The sequence below is a fragment of the Promicromonospora sp. NPDC060204 genome, assembly GCF_042728455.1.
GTDB lineage: Bacteria > Actinomycetota > Actinomycetes > Actinomycetales > Cellulomonadaceae > Promicromonospora.
This window is the reverse complement of record NZ_JBHWZO010000016.1, coordinates 24,614-41,326: the sequence shown is the minus strand read 5'-3', so window position 1 is coordinate 41,326 and position 16,713 is coordinate 24,614. Positions and strand designations below refer to the sequence as shown.

Annotated in this window: 12 protein-coding genes; 4 read left to right on the top strand and 8 right to left on the bottom strand. The window is 74.1% G+C overall.

All coding sequences use genetic code 11. The features are described 5' to 3' along the window. Positions 1-134: 134 nt before the first annotated feature. The 6 genes from holA to ACFWEJ_RS03970 form a co-directional block, all read right to left on the bottom strand. Positions 135-1,142: a DNA polymerase III subunit delta gene (holA, locus tag ACFWEJ_RS03995; protein WP_377227911.1), complete on the bottom strand. Its 1,008-nt coding sequence runs from the start codon at positions 1,140-1,142 to the stop codon at positions 135-137. A gap of 44 nt (positions 1,143-1,186) precedes the next feature. Beyond that, positions 1,187-2,035, bottom strand: coding sequence for a neocarzinostatin apoprotein domain-containing protein (locus tag ACFWEJ_RS03990; protein WP_377227910.1), 849 nt, complete (start codon positions 2,033-2,035; stop codon positions 1,187-1,189). Then, a complete protein-coding gene (locus tag ACFWEJ_RS03985) occupies positions 2,035-2,724 on the bottom strand; it encodes a hypothetical protein (protein WP_377227909.1) in 690 nt (229 codons plus the stop codon). Before ACFWEJ_RS03985 ends, ACFWEJ_RS03990 begins: the two co-directional genes overlap by 1 nt. Before the next feature lie 10 nt (positions 2,725-2,734). Further along, positions 2,735-3,469 carry a hypothetical protein gene (locus ACFWEJ_RS03980; protein WP_377227908.1) on the bottom strand — a complete coding sequence of 245 codons (735 nt, stop codon included), beginning with the start codon at positions 3,467-3,469 and terminating at the stop codon, positions 2,735-2,737. A 288-nt stretch (positions 3,470-3,757) separates the two neighbouring features. Next, positions 3,758-6,418, bottom strand: coding sequence for a ComEC/Rec2 family competence protein (locus ACFWEJ_RS03975; RefSeq protein WP_377227907.1), 2,661 nt, complete (start codon positions 6,416-6,418; stop codon positions 3,758-3,760). Then, positions 6,415-7,473, bottom strand: coding sequence for a helix-hairpin-helix domain-containing protein (locus ACFWEJ_RS03970; RefSeq protein ID WP_377227906.1), 1,059 nt, complete (start codon positions 7,471-7,473; stop codon positions 6,415-6,417). Before ACFWEJ_RS03970 ends, ACFWEJ_RS03975 begins: the two co-directional genes overlap by 4 nt. A gap of 260 nt (positions 7,474-7,733) precedes the next feature. On the opposite strand from ACFWEJ_RS03970, the gene ACFWEJ_RS03965 reads away from it, so the two are divergent. Then, positions 7,734-8,603: an alpha/beta fold hydrolase gene (locus ACFWEJ_RS03965; RefSeq protein WP_377227905.1), complete on the top strand. Its 870-nt coding sequence runs from the start codon at positions 7,734-7,736 to the stop codon at positions 8,601-8,603. Positions 8,604-8,615: 12 nt separating this feature from the next. Here ACFWEJ_RS03965 and ACFWEJ_RS03960 read toward each other — a convergent pair whose 3' ends face one another. Beyond that, complete coding sequence (locus tag ACFWEJ_RS03960) at positions 8,616-9,497, bottom strand: DegV family protein (protein ID WP_377227904.1); 882 nt, start codon at positions 9,495-9,497, stop codon at positions 8,616-8,618. 94 nt (positions 9,498-9,591) lie between these two features. On the opposite strand from ACFWEJ_RS03960, the gene ACFWEJ_RS03955 reads away from it, so the two are divergent. Next, positions 9,592-11,355: a helicase HerA-like domain-containing protein gene (locus tag ACFWEJ_RS03955; RefSeq protein ID WP_377227903.1), complete on the top strand. Its 1,764-nt coding sequence runs from the start codon at positions 9,592-9,594 to the stop codon at positions 11,353-11,355. 51 nt (positions 11,356-11,406) lie between these two features. Continuing rightward, a complete protein-coding gene (locus ACFWEJ_RS03950; RefSeq protein WP_377227902.1) occupies positions 11,407-12,108 on the top strand; it encodes a DUF3800 domain-containing protein in 702 nt (233 codons plus the stop codon). Positions 12,109-12,245: 137 nt separating this feature from the next. Here ACFWEJ_RS03950 and leuS read toward each other — a convergent pair whose 3' ends face one another. Beyond that, positions 12,246-15,203, bottom strand: a complete 2,958-nt coding sequence (leuS, locus tag ACFWEJ_RS03945) for a leucine--tRNA ligase (protein ID WP_377227912.1) — start codon at positions 15,201-15,203, stop codon at positions 12,246-12,248. Between the two features lie 139 nt (positions 15,204-15,342). On the opposite strand from leuS, the gene ACFWEJ_RS03940 reads away from it, so the two are divergent. Beyond that, positions 15,343-16,656, top strand: coding sequence for an alkaline phosphatase family protein (locus ACFWEJ_RS03940; protein WP_377227901.1), 1,314 nt, complete (start codon positions 15,343-15,345; stop codon positions 16,654-16,656). Positions 16,657-16,713 lie beyond the last annotated feature (57 nt).

Below are 16,713 nucleotides of genomic sequence, written 5' to 3'. Positions count from 1 at the left end.
GAAACAGGGCTGTTTTCGGGCCCAATGACGGGGTAGAAGCGCACATCGCGACGGCGCGGTGCGCGGCGGCGTGGCCGACGGCGGCGGCGCGGCGGGAGCGGGGGTCAGTCAGGCGCGGGTGTCGCGCGGGTCAGTCACGCGCGGCGGGAGCGGGCTATCGTCATGACCGCGCGTTCGACGGCGAACACCGTGTCCCGCGCCTCGCCCTTCACGTCGGCATCGGCCTGCGCGACGGCGGAGATCGCCGCCGCGAGGCCCTCCGGCGTCCAGGCGCGCAGGTCCTTGCGGGCGCGGTCGACCTGCCAGGGGGCCATGCCCAGGTCTCGGGCCGACAGCCCGCCGCCCCGCATCGAGGCGACCTTGGCCAGGTTGCGCAGGCGCAGCGCCAGAGCCGCGACGATCGGCACCGGGTCCAGGCCCGTGTCCAGGGCGTGCCGCAGCAGCGCGACGGCGCCACCGGCGTCGCCCGCCACCGCGGCGTCGGCCACACGGAAGCCCGTGGCCTCGACCCGGCCGCCGTAGTACCGGTCCACCGTGGCGGCCGTGATGGTGCCCGTGGTGTCCGCGACGAGCTGTGCGCACGCCGCCGCGAGCTCGCGCAGGTCGCTGCCCAGCGCGTCCACGAGGGCACGCACACCCTCGGCGTCCGCCCGGCGGCGAGCCGCCTTGAACTCCCCCACCACGAACGACGCCTTCTCCGCGTCTTTCGTCACGGGCTCGCACACCATGACCGGCGCGCCGGAGCCCGTGATCGTGTCGAGCATCTTCTTGCCGCGCTGCCCGCCGCCGTGCACGACGACGACCGTGGTCTCCGCGTCGGGCGCGCCGACGTACGCGATGAGGTCGGCCATGAGGTCCTCGGTGCCCGACTCCGTCGAGCGGACCACCACGACCTTGGCCTCGCCGAACAGGGACGGACTGGCCGCGACCATGAGCTGGCCCGTGCCGTACGTGGCCCCCTCCAGCTCCACCTTCTCGACGTCGGGGTCACGCTCGCGCACGAGCCGCACCACGCCGTCCACCGCGCGCTCGGTCAGGAGCGGCTCGGCACCGCGGACCAGCACGATGGGAGCCAGGGTCGGCTCGTCCCAGCTCCGGCCGGCGGGAGCGGTGGCGGTACGGCGTCTGGTTGCGGGAGGCACGGACACAGCCTGCCACGCGCCACCCACAGCGGCCGGTCTCCGCTCTACTCCCAGACGAGGTCGGCCAGGGCGATCCGTCCGCCGTCGGTCCATGCGTTCGCGATCACGCACGTGCCCGCCTCGGCGCAGTCGGCGACTCCCCCGTCGACGAGCTCGATCTCCCGCACCACGGGGAGCTGCGTGACCAGCGTGCCCGCGCGGTCGGCGATCACGCGCTTCCCGTCGTCGTACAGGCAGTTGTCCCCGTCCACGGCGCCGTCGGAGGTGGTGGCGCACTGAACGATCCGGACGGTCGCACCGGCCGCGTACCCCTTGCCCGTCACCGTAACGCGGCCGTTGTCGCCGTCGAGCTCCCGCTCGGACAGCGTGAGCGTGGGCGCGTCCGGCGGCTCCGAGCCGCCCGGCAGGGGCGCCGGGGCCGCGGCGAGCACCCGGTCCGACAGGTCGGCGACGGCCAGCGCGCACGGGTCGCCGGTGCAGTCCACCTCGGAGACCGAGCCCACGTTGACGAACGCCCGCGCCTGACGGGTCGCGGTGATCCGGCCGCCCTCGTCGGCGACCACCTGCTCGCTGGTCGACATGTCGCACTCGTCGAGCGCGCTCGCCCCCGCCGTCGTCCCGCCGACGCACTGGACCAGGTACTGGTTGCCGCCCGCGAAGCCCGTGCCCCGCACGAGCCAGGCGCCGCCGGCGGCCCGCACGGTGATCTCCGGTTCGTCCGAGCCGTCCGAGTCGTCCGCGTCGCCCGACGGCGACGGGCTCTCCTCCGTCGTCGCGCCTGCCCCGCGCGACGGCCCCGATGCGCCCGGCCCCGTCGGGGCCGCGGTGCAGCCGGCCAGCAGGAGCAGGGCCACGGCGACGGCGGCCACCGCGGTGGCCTGCCGGGCGCGCATCAGGGGTACCCCATGTACACGTCGACGGCCATGGCCAGGCGCCAGCTCCAGGAGTCGCGGTCGCGCATCCAGTTCACCCCTCGTTGCCAGACGTGGAAGTCCTGCTCCAGGTAGCACGCGACGGCGTTGGTCTGGTTCAGCTCGCCCAGGTCCGTCCGGTACTGCCGGGTGTCGTTGGTGCCGGGGCTGCTCGCGCCGACGCGCTGCACGATCTTCGCCGCGCACTCCTTGCCGGCGCTCGACACGTACATGGCGTGCGTGCCGTACCGGGACGCCGATTTGCCGGACTCGCAGGACGCGCTGATGGCGTTGGAGTGCAGCGGGATGTGCAGGTCCGCCCCCAACCGGTTCGAGCTGGCGATGTTCTTCCGCGTGAGCCCGTTGCCCCGGACCACCTTGTAGCCCCGCTCCAGGAGGCTGAGGTGGTCCGTGCTGCCGCCGTTGATGGTCGACATCGCGACCTTGTAGGAGTTGATGTTCTCGCTGAAGCCGTCGCAGCCGGTGTTGTCGTGGCACACGGTGTCCCCGCGGTCGTGGCACGCCTGCGACAGGTAGACCACCTTGCCGTTCCAGTTGTCCGGCACGTAGGTCACGTCCGCGGACGCCGTGGGTGCCGTCACAAGGAACCCGGCGACCCCCACGAGGACGACGGTGAGCACCGACACGAGCCGTCGAAGAGTCTTTCGCATCGCCACCCCCTCAGCCGAGATCGATCGGCAGGTCGGTCGACGCGCACATGTCGCCGCCCGTCGCGTACGCGAAGGCGAGACAGTCCCCGTCGAGCGTGAACTTCACCGAGTCGACGTCCCCGTTGCTGTACGCCGTGAACAGGAGCGCCTGCCAGACGTCGCCCGGGTAGACCCCGGCGTCCGACAGCGCCTGCTCGAACCCGGCGCCGACGTCGACCGTGGCGTGCCCCTTGCTGAGCCGCACCTTCGTGGCCGGCAGGTCCGCGCCCGGGAGGTAGGACGCCAGGACGTCGTCGACGGCGGTCCCCAGCGTGCGGGACGGACCGCCCTGCGTCGCGCGCGCCGCCCCCGCGGTGAGCTGGACGTCCTTACCGGTGCCGCAGCCCAGGACCGGTGTCGTCGAGCCGTCCTCGGACCGCGGACCCTCCGGGACCTCCGGGCACGAGGCGTCCGGAGGCGTGTCGCCCGCCGCCTGCTGCTCGTCCAGCGCCGCACGCTCCTCGCCGGACCGCGGCTCCGCCCCGCCCACGACGACGGTCCAGCCGTCCAGCACCTCGGCCGACTCGTCCAGCCACTCTGCGGCAGCCTCCGGGTCCTGCGTGGTGTCGACGCGGACCACCTGGTCGGTCTCGGAGACCTCAGTGACGACCGACTGTTCCAGCAGCTCCTCGCGGAGCTGGAGCTGTGCACTCGCCTGGTCCCTACCTACGGCGCTGAGCGCCGCCGCCGGAACGAGGAGAGCCACTGCCGCTGTGACCGCGATGATCCGGCGGTGCCGCCGGGCGGTTCGGGTTGATTCGACCACGTTGCCCCCTGGTACGTGCTGACGGAACTTCACCCGTCCTCCCCCCACGTTAGGGCCGTGTTCAGGATCCGCAACGTTTCGCGAAGTGTCGCGGTCTCGTGTACGAGTGCCCGTGTGGCCTGCGGCGGGACCGGGGCGAGTCGTACCGGCCGCCGCTCGCCGGCGGGCCTCGTGCCGCCGCGGGGTCGGGGCACAGGGCACTCGGCGGCCGTCCCGTTGCCCGACCGCTCAGCAACCGGCCAGCGACACCTCCCCTCCGCGCACGACCAGCGCGACGGTTCCGCACTCGTCGGTGCGCACCACCGCCGCACCGACACCGGCGTACAGGTCGAGCGCCTCGTCGGTCGGGTGCCCGTACTCGTTGCCCCGACCGGACGAGACGAGGGCGACCGCAGGACGCACCCGCTCCGCGAGCGCGCGGGACTGCACCGCCGACCCGTGGTGCGCGACCTTCACGACGTCGAAGCGACCCGCCTGCGGGACCAGCGCCTCCTGTCCGGCGTCCTCCAGGTCGCCGAGCAGCAGCACGTCCAGCCCGGCGACGCGGGCGGCGAGCACGACGCTCGAGTCATTCGCCCCCGTACCGGCGCCCGCCTGGAGCACCCGCCAGGCAAGGCTCCCGACGGCTCCCCGGTCGCCGGTCCCCGCGACCCGGACCGGTACACCCGCGGCGCCCAGCGCGGCCTCGGTCGCCGCGGCGTTCGCGGCAGGCTCCGGTACCGGCGACACGAGTGCCGCGACCACCTCCCGCCCGGCGAGCACAGGACGGAGACCGCCCACGTGGTCGGCGTGGAAGTGGCTGAGCACGAGCAGGTCCACCCGGGTGATCCCGAGCTGGTCGAGGCAGCGGTCGGCGGCGGGCCCGTCCGGGCCGACGTCCACGACCACGGCCGACGACGGACCGGTCCGCAGGGCGAGCGCGTCCCCCTGCCCGACGTCGCAGGCCGCCACCTGCCAGTCCTGCGGCATCCCCGAGCGGGCCGCGAGGCGGGGTACTGCGAGGGCGACGACCAGCGCCGCCGCCGAGGCGGCCGCGAGGAGCAGGAGGAAGCGCGCGCGTGTGAGCGGCCGCCGGAGCGTCCGGACTTCGCGCAGGGCGCCCCGCCGTGTGCCCGGCAGGGCGCTGCGCGAGGCAGCGACCGGGGCGCCGCGCGGCGCGCCATGCACGACCTCACGCACAACCTCGCGCAGGCCGGAGCGGGCCGTCGCGCGCCACGACTCGGGCCAGCCGCGGTCCGGACCCCGGCGCAGCAGGGCCCACAACGCCAGTCCCGTGAGCACTGCCAGCAGGACCGCACCGACCGGGCCACCGAGCCAGGGAACGGTCGCGCCGGGAAGAGCGGCACACCGGTGCGCGACCGCGGCGATCCACCAGGTGGCGCCGCTCGCCGCCCAGGCCACCGACCCGGCGACGACCGGGAGCCAGGGCGCGAGCACCGTGGCGACCAGCCCGAGCACGGTGGCCGGGACCAGGGCCGGCCCCGCCAGCAGGTTGGCGAGCACCGAGACCGTGGACACCGACGGGTCGAGCAGCACCAGCACCGGGCCGCACGCGGCCTGCGCGGCGAGCGGCACGGCCAGGGCGAACGCCAGGGCCTCCCCCGTCCAGGGGGCCAGCCGCGCGGCCAGCGGCGCCGCGAGCAGCACGAGCCCCGCCGTCGCAGCGGCCGACAGCGCGAACCCGAAGGAGCGGGCCAGCCACGGGTCGACCACCAGCAGCCCGACCACCGACGCCGCGAGCGCCGGGACGGCCTGGGAGGGCCGGCCGAGCGCCACCCCGGTCAGGGTGAACGCCGCCATGACCGCTGCCCGCAGCACGGCGGGTTCGGGCCGGACCAGCAGCACGAAGGCGAGGGACGCGAGCGCGATGACGAGCACCCTGACCGGTCTCGGCAGCCGGGCCACGGAGCAGAGCAGGGTCAGGACGGTCACGACGACGGCGAAATGACCCCCCGACACCGCCGTGATGTGGGACAGCCCGGTGGTGCGCATCTCCTCGGACAGGTCGTCCGGGAGCCGCGTCGTGTCCCCGATCGCGGCGCCGGGCACCAGCCCGCGGGCCTGCGGGGACAGCGGGTCGGTCACGTCGAGGAGCGCCGCGCGATGGGTGTCGAGCACGCGGAGGGCGGACGGCGGCGCCCGGATCTCGGCGGTGCTCTCGGCGTTCAGGCGGGCGGCCTCGGCCGCGCCGGGGTCGGCGGGGCGCAGCCCGCCCGAGACGGTCACGGTCGCCCCGTACCGGGGCACGGCATCGGACAGCACCTGGACGTGGGCCCGCGCCGCCGACCCGACGCCGCGGGCGTCCACCGCGCGTGCGGCGAGCACCCAGCGGTGCTGCCCGGCGCCCGGGGCGAAGGCGAACGGCTCGGGCTGGGAGACCACGACGCCGACCAGGGTCGCCGTCACGCGCTGCTCGGCCAGCCCGGCGAGCGGCGCACGGCCCGCGAGCTGGACGTGCGCGGAGGCCGTGACCCCGAGGACGCAGGCCGCGGCGAGGGCGGCGTGCGCGACGAGGGCGGTAGTGGTCGAGGGCCGGGCTGTCCCGGCGGGCGAGCCTGTGGAGGTGTATCGGCCCGGCTGCGGAAGCCCGTCCGGCAGGACGAGCCAGGCTCGCCGGGCGTGCCCTGGCCGGACGTGCCCCGCCAGCCGGCCGGTCACCGCACGTCCATCGGTCAGCGCACGTCCCCCGGTCACCGCCCGTCGGGAACGAGATACCGACAGGCCATCACGACCCAGGCCGCCCAGGACCGCGATCCTGAGGCAGGCAGCGACGAGTACAGCCGCCGCCAGCCCCGCGAGCAGGCCGCTCCAGCGCTCCCCGGGACCGGTCAGCACCCAGGCGACGGCCCAGACCGCGAGGGCGGCGGGCACCATGCGCAGGTCGGTCATGGCCCCACCCGCGCGCTGTCACGGAGCTCGTCGAGGGTGGCCGGACCGATGCCCGGCACGTCGTCCAGCTCGTCCACGCTCGCGAAAGCACCGTTCGTCTCGCGCCACTCGACGATCGCCTGTGCGATCGACGGTCCCACGCCGGGGAGCGCCTCCAGCCCGGCGGCGTCCGCCGCGTTGATGTCGACGGCGCCGGCCGCACCGCCCGCGCTCCCGGCACCGCTACCACCGCCGCCCGAGGCGGTCGCCCCGCCGGCGCCCTGCGCGGCAGCTCCCGGCACCGGCTCCCCCGGCTTCGGCACGTACAGCTGCTCACCGTCGACCACCGCGCGGGCCAGGTTCACGGCGGTCAGGTCGGCCTTGCGGGTCACGCCGCCGGCGGCCTCGACGGCGTCGGCCACGCGGGCGCCGTCGGGCAGGGTGACCAGGCCCGGCCGGGCCACCTCGCCGACCACGTGCACCAGCAGGTCGCCGCCCGCCTCGCCCGGAAGGCCCTCCGCGGCGCCCGGCCCACCCGACCCGCCCGAGCCGCCTGGTTCCGACGACGGGCCGGACCCGCTCACGGCCTCGTTCCCGCCCGCCCTGGAGCTCGCCGACGCGCCGTCCGGACCCTCGTCGGCGGCGACCGGGGCCAGGGCCTCGACGTCGCCGCCCCGCAGCGAGAGCGCCGCCACGCCCAGCCCGAGCAGCAGCACGGTCACGACGGCCACCACCGCCGTCGTGCCGGTCAGGGCCCACCGGCGGGCGCCCTGCTCGGCCCGCGGGTCGGCGGGATGGCCGTGCGCCGCCGCGTAGGCGGCGGCCACGCCCGAGGTGGATCGTCGGGCACGTAGCCGCGCCACCAGGTCGTCGGTCTCGGTTCGGGCATCGTCCTCACCCGCCGGCGACGCTGCCGGGGCGGCGGCCCACGGATCGTCCGGGGGCCGCGCGCGCGACGGCACGGGTGACTCCGCGGTCGACTCCCCGCCGGGCAAGGATCCGGGGCCGTCCGACCCGCGCACCGGGCCGAACGGCCAGGGGTCTGGGCGGCGCTGCTGCGCGGTCTCTGGCTGCATGTCCCAGGACGCTAGGCGGGCGGCGCACGCCTCGGACGGGCAGCGAGGCTCGTCTGTGCACACACGTCGAAAAGAGCCCCCTGTGGTCGGGCTCGTCCCCGCACGACACCGTCCCGAGGGTCCGTCCGGCCGGCCGGCGAGTTTCGTCCCGGCGCACCGATGAGTTCGCCCCGGCGCCGTCGTCGGACCTGACGACCGCATGCGGACCCGAGCGGAACCCGCAGACCCGGACCACGCGGAACAGACCAGGAGCGAGCACCATGACCGACAAGAAGACCCACACCCTCGAGGTACCGGGCGCCGTGCTGACCTATGACGTGCGTGAGGCCGCGACCCCCACCGACGAGCCGCCGCTGCTGCTGTTCGGCCTGCCGATGGGCGCCGAGGGCTTCACCACGCTGGCCGGCCACTTCACCGACCGCACCGTGGTGACCTACGACCCGCGCGGCGTCGAGCGCAGCACGCGCTCAAGCTCCGACATGCCCGTGATGTCGAACCATGCCGACGACGTGCACCGGGTCATCGAGGCCGTCGGCGGTGGCCCGGTGGACCTCTTTGCCTCCAGCGGCGGCGCCGTCGTGGCCCTCGACCTCGCCGCGACCCACCCGGAGGACGTGCGGACCGTCGTCGCGCACGAGCCGCCGCTGCCCAGCGTGCTCCCGGACCGTGCGGCCGTGGTCGCGGCCATGACGGACATCCACGACACCTACCAGGCGAAGGGTTTCGGCGCGGGGATGGCCAAGTTCATCGCGCTGGTCATGGCCGCGGGTGAGCTCACCGCGGACTACGCCGCCCAGCCCGACCCGGACCCGGCAATGTTCGGCCTGCCCACCGAGGACGACGGCGCACGCGACGACCTGCTGTTGGGCGTCAACATGCTCACCCTGCCCCCGTACGAGCCGGCCTGGGCGACCCTGAAGGCCGGCACGCCTGACGTCCTGATCGCCGTCGGGGAGGACACGGGCGAGGAGCTGACGGGTCGGTCGTCCCGCGCCACGGCGGCGCTGCTCGACGCGGAGCCGGTCGTCTTCCCGGGCGGCCACGGCGGGTTCGGCGGCGGGGAGTACGGCCAGCCGGCCGACAAGCCGGTCGAGTTCGCGGCGAGGCTGCGCGAGGTCCTGTCCCGCTGAGCACCGCAGGCGTCAGTGCGCGTGGTCGCCCAGGTCCGCGACGACAACGGCGAGCGTGCCCGGGCCGACGTGCACGCCGAGGACCGCGCTCAGCGGCGTGACCTCGACGTCTGCCCGCGTGCGGGTGTGGAGGCGGCCGGCCAGGGCGAGCGCCCGGTCGTGCGCGCCGAAGTGGTGGACGGCGACGACGGGGCGCTCCGCCTCGGCGACGAACGCGGCGGCCTGCTCCAGCAGCCGTTCGGCGCCGGCCGCGCGCGTGCGCACCCGCTGGGCCAGCTCGATCGCGCCGTCGGACAGCCGCAGGATGGGCTTGACGCCGAGGACGGTGCCGAGCGCGGCCGCCGGGCCGGAGAGGCGTCCGCCGCGCCGCAGGTGCTCCAGCGTGTCCACCACGAACACGGCGTGGGCCGTCGCGGCGACCTCCATGGCCCGCGTGGCGACGTGGGTGGCGTCGGCCCCGGCGGCCGCGCACTCGGCCGCAGCGCGGGCCGCGAAGCCGAGGCCCGCGGCCGCCGTCCGCGAGTCCACCGCGCGCACCTGCAGGGGCGACCGCGCGGCCGCGGTGCCCGCCGAGCCGACGGTGCCCGACAGCGCACCCGACAGGTGCACCGAGACGACCGACCGGACGCCCTGCTCACCGAGGGTGCGGTAGACGGCGGCGAACGTCTCGGGGGACGGCTGCGACGTCGTCACCTGCTCGCCCTCGGCGACGAGCTCGGCCAGCCGGTCGGGCGTGATGTCCTCGCCCTCGGCGTAGGCCTCGTCGCCCACCAGGACGCGCAGCGGCACCACGACCGGGCCGCCCGTCGAACCAGCGGGGAGGCAGGCGGTCGAGTCGGTGACGACCCGCACCTCCTGGGGTGCCGGGCGGGAAGGACGACGACGGTTGCGCATGACCGCGACACTCTAACCGTGCGGGGAACCCGACGGCGAAACGCCCGGGAGCCTCCCCGCGCGCCGCACCAGGGGCCGACTTAGCATCCGAGACATGCCCGATGCATCGACGCCAGATCTCGCCGCTCTGCGCGAGGCCGCCGCGGCGGCCCAGAAGGCCCTCGAGGAGGCGGAACGGACAGCCGCGCCCGCGACCCCGGAGACGGGCGGGCCGGAGGAGGCAGCACCGGCGTCGTCCGAGGCGCACGAGGCCCCCGACGCCCCGCTCGACGGCTACGCGGCCGAGGTCGCCGCGGGCTACGCGGCGGAGGCCACGCTCCCGCTGGGCGCTCTCCTGGAGGGCGAGCCCGGCGGCGAGGCGACGCCGAACCCGCAGGTCCAGGTCGGTTTCGCGCTCTCGATGCTGAACCGGCACGGCCTCGTGGCGGGCGCCACGGGAACCGGCAAGACCAAGACGCTGCAGGGCATGGCCGAGGGGCTGTCGCTGGCCGGGGTGCCGGTCTTCCTGGCGGACGTCAAGGGCGACCTGTCGGGGCTCGCGCTGCCCGGTCCGGACAACCCGAAGGTCGCGGAGCGCGCGGCCAGCATCGGCCAGGACTGGAGGCCGACCCAGTACCCGGTCGAGTTCTACTCGCTCGGCGGGATCGGCAAGGGCGTGCCGATCCGCACGACGGTCACCGACTTCGGGCCGCTCCTGATGTCCAAGGTGCTGGGCCTGAACGCGACGCAGGAGTCGAGCCTCACGCTGATCTTCCACTGGGCCGACACGAAGGGCCTGGCGCTGCTGGACCTGAAGGACCTGCAGTCGGTGATCGCCTACCTGACCTCGGACGAGGGCAAGGGTGAGCTCAAGGGCATCGGCGCTGTCTCGGCGGCCACGGCGGGCGTCATCCTGCGCGAGATCGTGGGGCTGGAGGGGCAGGGCGCCGACGCGTTCTTCGGCGAGCCCGCGTTCGCGACGTCGGACCTGATCGCGACCAAGGGCGACCTCGGCGTGCTCAGTGTGCTGGAGCTGCCCGCTGTGCAGGACCGGCCGCAGCTCTTCTCGACGTTCCTCATGTGGCTGCTCGCGGACCTCTTCCAGGACCTGCCCGAGGTGGGCGACGCCGACAAGCCGAAGCTCGTGTTCTTCTTCGACGAGGCGCACCTGCTGTTCACCGGTGCCTCGAAGGACTTCTTGCAGCAGGTGGTCCAGACGGTGCGGCTGATCCGGTCCAAGGGGGTCGGCGTCTTCTTCGTGACGCAGTCGCCCAAGGACGTGCCGTCCGACGTCCTGGCCCAGCTCGGCAACCGGGTGCAGCACGCGCTGCGCGCCTTCACGCCCGACGACGCCACGGCGCTGCGGGCCGCGGCCCGCACCTTCCCGACGTCGCCGTACGACCTGGAGCGCCTGCTGCAGTCGCTCGGCACGGGTGAGGCGGTGGTCACCGTGCTGACCGAGAAGGGCGCGCCGTCCCCCGTCGCGTGGACGCGGGTGCGGGCGCCGCAGGCCTCGATGGACCCCGCGGGAGACGCGGCGATCGACCAGGTCGTCGCGGCCTCCCCCGGCCAGGCGAGGTACGGCACGCCGGTCGACGCGGAGTCCGCGTTCGAGCTGCTGCAGGCGAAGGCGCAGGAGCAGGCCGCCGGTCGCGCCGCCGCCGAGGGCTCGGCGACTGCCGCCGAGGACGAGCGGGAGCTGGCCAAGGAGCGCGCCCGGCTCGAGAAGGAGGCGGCCACGCGCGAGAAGACGGAGGCCCGCCACAAGGAGCAGGCCGCCCGCGACCGCAACCGCGTGGTCACGTCGCTGGCCAAGACGGCGGGCACGGTCCTGGTCCGCGAGCTGACGCGCTCCCTGTTCGGCACCCGCAAGCGCTGACGGACCGCTGGCCCGACGAGCGCGCCTCCCCGGAGCGTGTGAGACTCGGGCGTGCTCTTCGCTTACATAGATGAGACCTCCAACTCGCGGTGTTACCGGACAGTGGGCCTTGTCGTGCGCGCTCCCGAGGTGCGCGTGTTCGCCGAACAGCTCGACGCGGTAGTCGCCCGAGCGGCCGAAGCGTTCGGAGGTATCGATGCGGACACCGAGCTGCACGGCCACGACCTGTTCGGCGCGACGCAGGAATGGGCTCCGCTGAAGCCCGTCGTGCGAGCCCGCATCTCGATCTATCGACAGGCCCTCGGCGTGACGGCAGAACATGCGGAGGGCATCTGGATCGAAGGACTGGACCGGCAAGGGTTCCGTGATCGCTACGCCGACCAGCACGACGAGCACATCACAGTGCTCCTCCACCTGCTCGAGAAGCTGAACCGGTACGCCAACCGGCGCGGCGAAGACCTCGTGGTCATCGCTGACGAGCACAGGACGGCGAAGAGCGCTCAGGCCGCACTGCGCAGAGCGCGCCGCGAACGCATCTGGGGGTATCGAGGCAAGCCCCAGCGCATCGCGGACACGGTCTACTTCGTGTCGTCGGCCGGCAGCCGCCTGGTCCAGGCAGCGGACCTCGTTGCATTCCTGTATCAGCGGCTGGCGGACGGCGTGGATCGCGATGAGCGCGCGGCCGCGGCCAACAAGAACCTCTGGTCGGTGCTGGAGAACGTCCCCGTGCACGACCGGCTCTGGGAGCCCTAGACGCACGACAGCCCCCGACTGTGCGGGGGCTGAAGGCAGGGCGCTCAGGATCTCTCCCTCTTGCGCCCTTTCACTATAGGCCCAGCGCCGGGCGTGGTCCACAAGGACCAAGCCCGGCACTGATGACGTCCGTTCGGTCAGGCTGGGACGATGTTGACCAGCTTCGGGGCGCGGACGATCACCTTGCGCACGCCGCGGCCGTCCAGGAACTTGACCACGTTCGGCTCGGCCAGGGCCGTCGCCTCCAGGTCCTCCGCGGAGATGCCCGGGGCGACCTCGAACTTGGCGCGCACCTTGCCCTGCACCTGGACCACGCAGGTCACGGTGTCCTGGACCAGGTAGGCCGGGTCGGCAGCCGGGAACGGCGCGTGCGCCAGCGACTCCTCGTGGCCGAGCCGCGCCCACAGCTCCTCCGCGATGTGCGGCGCGATGGGCGCCGTCATCAGGATCAGCGGCTCCACGGCCGAGCGCGGCACGGCCGACAGCCCCGTGAGGTGGTTGTTCAGCGTGATGAGCTTGGCGATCGCGGTGTTGGGCCGCATGTTCTCCATCTCGACGCCGACGTCGGCGATGGCGCGGTGCACGGCGCGGAGGGTCGCGGTGTCGGGCTCGTCGTCCGTGACGGTGAGCTCGCCCGTCTCCTCCGAGACGACATTGCGCCACAGCCGCTGCAGGAACCGCTGCGACCCGACGACGGCACGGGTCTCCCACGGGCGCGACAGGTCCAGCGGGCCCATCGACATCTCGTAGACGCGGAACGTGTCGGCGCCGTACTGCTCGTACATCTCGTCGGGCGTCACCACGTTCTTCAGCGACTTGCCCATCTTCCCGTACTCACGGTTGACGGGCTGGCCCTGCCAGGTGAACCCGGTCTGCTCGTCGCCCTCGACCTCCTCGGCCGGCACGTACTGGCCGCGCGAGTCGGTGTAGGCGTAGGCCTGGATGTAGCCCTGGTTGAAGAGCTTGCCGAACGGCTCGACGGCCGTGACGTGGCCCAGGTCGAAGAGCACCTTGTGCCAGAACCGCGCGTACAGCAGGTGCAGCACCGCGTGCTCCACGCCGCCCACGTAGAGGTCGACGCCGCCGGCAGGGCCGGACGTCGGGTTGTGCTGCGGCCCGAGCCAGTACTGCTCGAGCTCGGGCAGCGCGGCCGCCGAGGTCTCGGCGGGGTCGAGGTAGCGCAGGTAGTACCAGCACGACCCGGCCCAGTTGGGCATCGTGTTGGTGTCGCGGCGGTACTTCTTGGGCCCGTCGCCCAGGTCGAGGGTGACGTGCACCCAGTCGTCGTTACGGCCCAGGGGCGCCTCGGGCTCGGAGTTCGCGTCCTCCGGGTCGAAGGTGCGCGGCGCGTAGTCGGGCACGTCCGGCAGGTCCACCGGCAGCATCGCGTCGGGGATCGCGACCGGGCGGTCGTCCTCGTCCCACACGACGGGGAACGGCTCGCCCCAGTAGCGCTGGCGGCTGAACAGCCAGTCGTTGAGGCGGTAGGTGGTGGTGCCCTCGCCGATGCCCTTGCTCTCCAGCCAGGCGATGATCTTCGCCTTGGCCTCGACGACGCCGAGGCCGTCCAGCGAGATCTCGTCGTTCGCGGACCGCACGGCGACGCCGTCGCCCGCGTACGCGCCGGCGTGGTCCTCCGGCAGGCCACCGGCCGGCTCGACCGTGTGGATCACCGGCAGGTCGTAGGCCTCGGCGAACGCGAAGTCGCGCTCGTCGCCGCCCGGGACGGCCATGATGGCGCCGGTGCCGTAGCCCATGAGCACGTAGTCCGCGGTGAAGACCGGGACCTGCAGTCCGCTGACGGGGTTCACGGCCAGGTGGCCGGTAAACACGCCGGTCTTCTTGCCGGCGTCGGCCTGCCGCTCGACGGCGGTCTTCGCGGACGCCTCGCGCCGGTAGGCGGCGACGGCCTCGACCGGGGTGCCGTACCCGCCGGTCCACGCGGAGCGCGTGCCGTCGGGCCAGGCCGCCGGGACCTCGTCGAGCAGCGGGTGCTCCGGGGCGACCACCATGAACGTGGCGCCGAAGAGCGTGTCGGGGCGGGTGGTGAAGACCTCCAGCGAGCCCGCCGCGCCGGCCGGGTCCTCCTCGGCGGTGCCGACGACGTCGAACCGGACGTTGGCGCCCGTGGACCGGCCGATCCAGTTGCGCTGCATCGACTTGACCTTCTCGGGCCAGTCGATGAGCTCCAGGTCGTCCGTGAGGCGGTCGGCGTAGGCGGTGATCCGCATCTTCCACTGGCGCAGGCTGCGCTGGAAGACGGGGAAGTTGCCGCGCTCGGACCGGCCGTCGGCCGTGACCTCCTCGTTCGCCAGCACGGTGCCCAGGCCCGGGCACCAGTTGACCGGCGAGGAGTCGACGTAGGCGAGCCGCTGCGCGTCGATGACGTCGCGCCGCTCCGGCTCGCTCAGCGCGGCCCAGACGGCGCCGCCGGCGTTGTCGCCGTCGTGCCCGGGGACGGGCCGCGTGCCCGCGGCCAGCTCGGCGCGCAGCTCGGTGATGGGGCGCGCGCGGCCCTTGCCGTCGCCCGCCCCCGTCACGGGGCCCGGACGCTCGGCGTCGGCGTCGTACCAGGAGTCGAAGATCTGCAGGAAGATCCACTGCGTCCAGCGGACGTACTCGGGGTCGATGGTCGCGAACGTGCGGCGCGAGTCGTGGCCCAGGCCCAGGCGGCGCAGCTGCCTGCGCATGTTGCCGATGTTGGCCTCGGTGGTGGTCCGCGGGTGCTGGCCCGTCTGGACCGCGTACTGCTCGGCGGGCAGGCCGAACGCGTCGTAGCCCAGCGCGTGCAGCACGTTGTCCCCGCGCATGCGGCGGAAGCGCCCGGTCACGTCCGTGGCGATGTAGCCCAGCGGGTGGCCCACGTGGAGGCCCGCACCCGAGGGGTACGGGAACATGTCCATGATGAAGTACGGGTCGCCCGCCGCCGGGCTCCCGCCCGGCCCCGTAAGTCGCCCCTGCGGGTTCGCCGCGTGGAACGTGCCGCGCTCCTCCCAGATGTCCTGCCAGCGCAGCTCGATCTGCTGCGCGAGGGTCGGGGTGTAGCGGAAACGGGGCTCGTCGGGAGACGTGGTGCGCTCGGGTGCGTCGGGCATGGTCACCCGCCCGAGTCTACCGACCGCGCGGGTGCGCGGCCCTCGGTCGTCCACAGCCTCCAGGGTTCATCCGACATTCGCCCCCACCTCCCCCGAAGTTCGCCCCCTGGGTGCTCGAATTGCCCGCATGATGCCCTCGTTGCGAAAGATCCTCGCCACCAGCATCGCCGCCGCGACCGTGTGGACGGCGTCGACCGCCGCCGCCGCGCCGCTGCCCGACGACGACGCCCGGGGCGGCCCCGCCGCCCGCGCCGACCACGTGATCTTCCTCGCCCTCGACGGGTTCGACGTCGACTACCTCGACCTGGTGCGCGACGGCGCCGGCTCCCCCGGCACGGTCGAGATGCCGAACCTGCGCGCTCTCCTGCGCCGGGGCAGCATCACCACCTCGACCGGCGTGATGACCTCGATCACCAACCCGTCGTGGTCCTCGGTCGCCACGGGCGCGTGGCCCGCGACCCACCGCAACACCGCCTACTGGTTCGACGCCGCGAGCAACACCGCGCGGGGCCAGCAGCGCGACCTCGCCGTGCCGACCGTCGCGGAGTCGATCCGGGACCAGGGCGGCACCGTCTTCTCCTCGCAGTGGTTCATCCTGCAGAACCACGGCGTCACCTTCGGCGACCCCGACGCCCTGTACACACAGCCCGGCGGCGACTGCGCGCGCCGCACCGACGACATCGTGTCCGTGCTGCGCGGCGAGCCCGTCAGCTCGAACGGCCAGCTCGTCACCACCAGCGGCATCCCCGACCTCATGGCGGTCTACTGCGACACGCTCGACGCGATCGGGCACGACGGCGGCGACGCCGACCCCCGCATCCCGGGCGCCCTGGAGGACATCGACCGGCAGATCGGGCGCATCGTCGCCGCCACGAAGGAGGCGGGCGTGCACGACAGCACGGCGTTCGTCATCACGGGCGACCACGGCATGACAACCTTCGACAAAGGGTTCGCCGCCGAGGGGCTCGCGGCGATCGAGGCGGCCGGCTTCACCCCGCAGGTCCTGACCAGCGGGCAGTCGCCAGCACCCGGCACCGACGTCGTGATCGTCGTGGGCGGGGTCGCCGACGTGCGCCTGATCGGCGCGCGCGCCGGCGACCGCGCCGCCGTCCGCCGCCTGGAGCGGGCGCTGACGGCGCTGCCGCAGGTGCGGAACGTCTTCGACAAGGCCGACCAGCGGCGGCTGCGCATGAGCCCGAACCACGGCGACCTGATCGTGGAGCCGGAACCCGGCTGGTCGTTCGGGGCCACACCCGCCGACCCGGCCGGCCGGCACGGCGCGACCACCGAGCTGCGGATCCCGCTCGTGCTCGCCGGTGCCGGCGTACGGCCGGGCGCGCACCCGCGCGACCCGCACCACGTCGACGTCGCCCCGACGATCTCCGCGCTGCTGGGCTACGCGCCGCCGTCGGGCAGCGAGGGCCGGGTGCTGCGCGAGGCCCTGCGCCGCTGACCCTGCGCCAGAGCCCGCTTCACGACCCGAGCGCACGGGAGGACAGCAAAGACCCGG

What these genes read in the sequence shown, in the direction of transcription:
- ACFWEJ_RS03990 (WP_377227910.1), bottom strand. Translation starts at nt 2,035, where the DNA reads ATGCGCGCCCGGCAGGCCACCGCGGTGGCCGCCGTCGCCGTGGCCCTG.
- ACFWEJ_RS03985 (WP_377227909.1), bottom strand. Translation starts at nt 2,724, where the DNA reads ATGCGAAAGACTCTTCGACGGCTCGTGTCGGTGCTCACCGTCGTCCTC.
- ACFWEJ_RS03975 (WP_377227907.1), bottom strand. Translation starts at nt 6,418, where the DNA reads ATGACCGACCTGCGCATGGTGCCCGCCGCCCTCGCGGTCTGGGCCGTC.
- ACFWEJ_RS03970 (WP_377227906.1), bottom strand. Translation starts at nt 7,473, where the DNA reads ATGCAGCCAGAGACCGCGCAGCAGCGCCGCCCAGACCCCTGGCCGTTC.
- ACFWEJ_RS03965 (WP_377227905.1), top strand. Translation starts at nt 7,734, where the DNA reads ATGACCGACAAGAAGACCCACACCCTCGAGGTACCGGGCGCCGTGCTG.
- ACFWEJ_RS03960 (WP_377227904.1), bottom strand. Translation starts at nt 9,497, where the DNA reads ATGCGCAACCGTCGTCGTCCTTCCCGCCCGGCACCCCAGGAGGTGCGG.
- ACFWEJ_RS03955 (WP_377227903.1), top strand. Translation starts at nt 9,592, where the DNA reads ATGCCCGATGCATCGACGCCAGATCTCGCCGCTCTGCGCGAGGCCGCC.
- leuS (WP_377227912.1), bottom strand. Translation starts at nt 15,203, where the DNA reads ATGCCCGACGCACCCGAGCGCACCACGTCTCCCGACGAGCCCCGTTTC.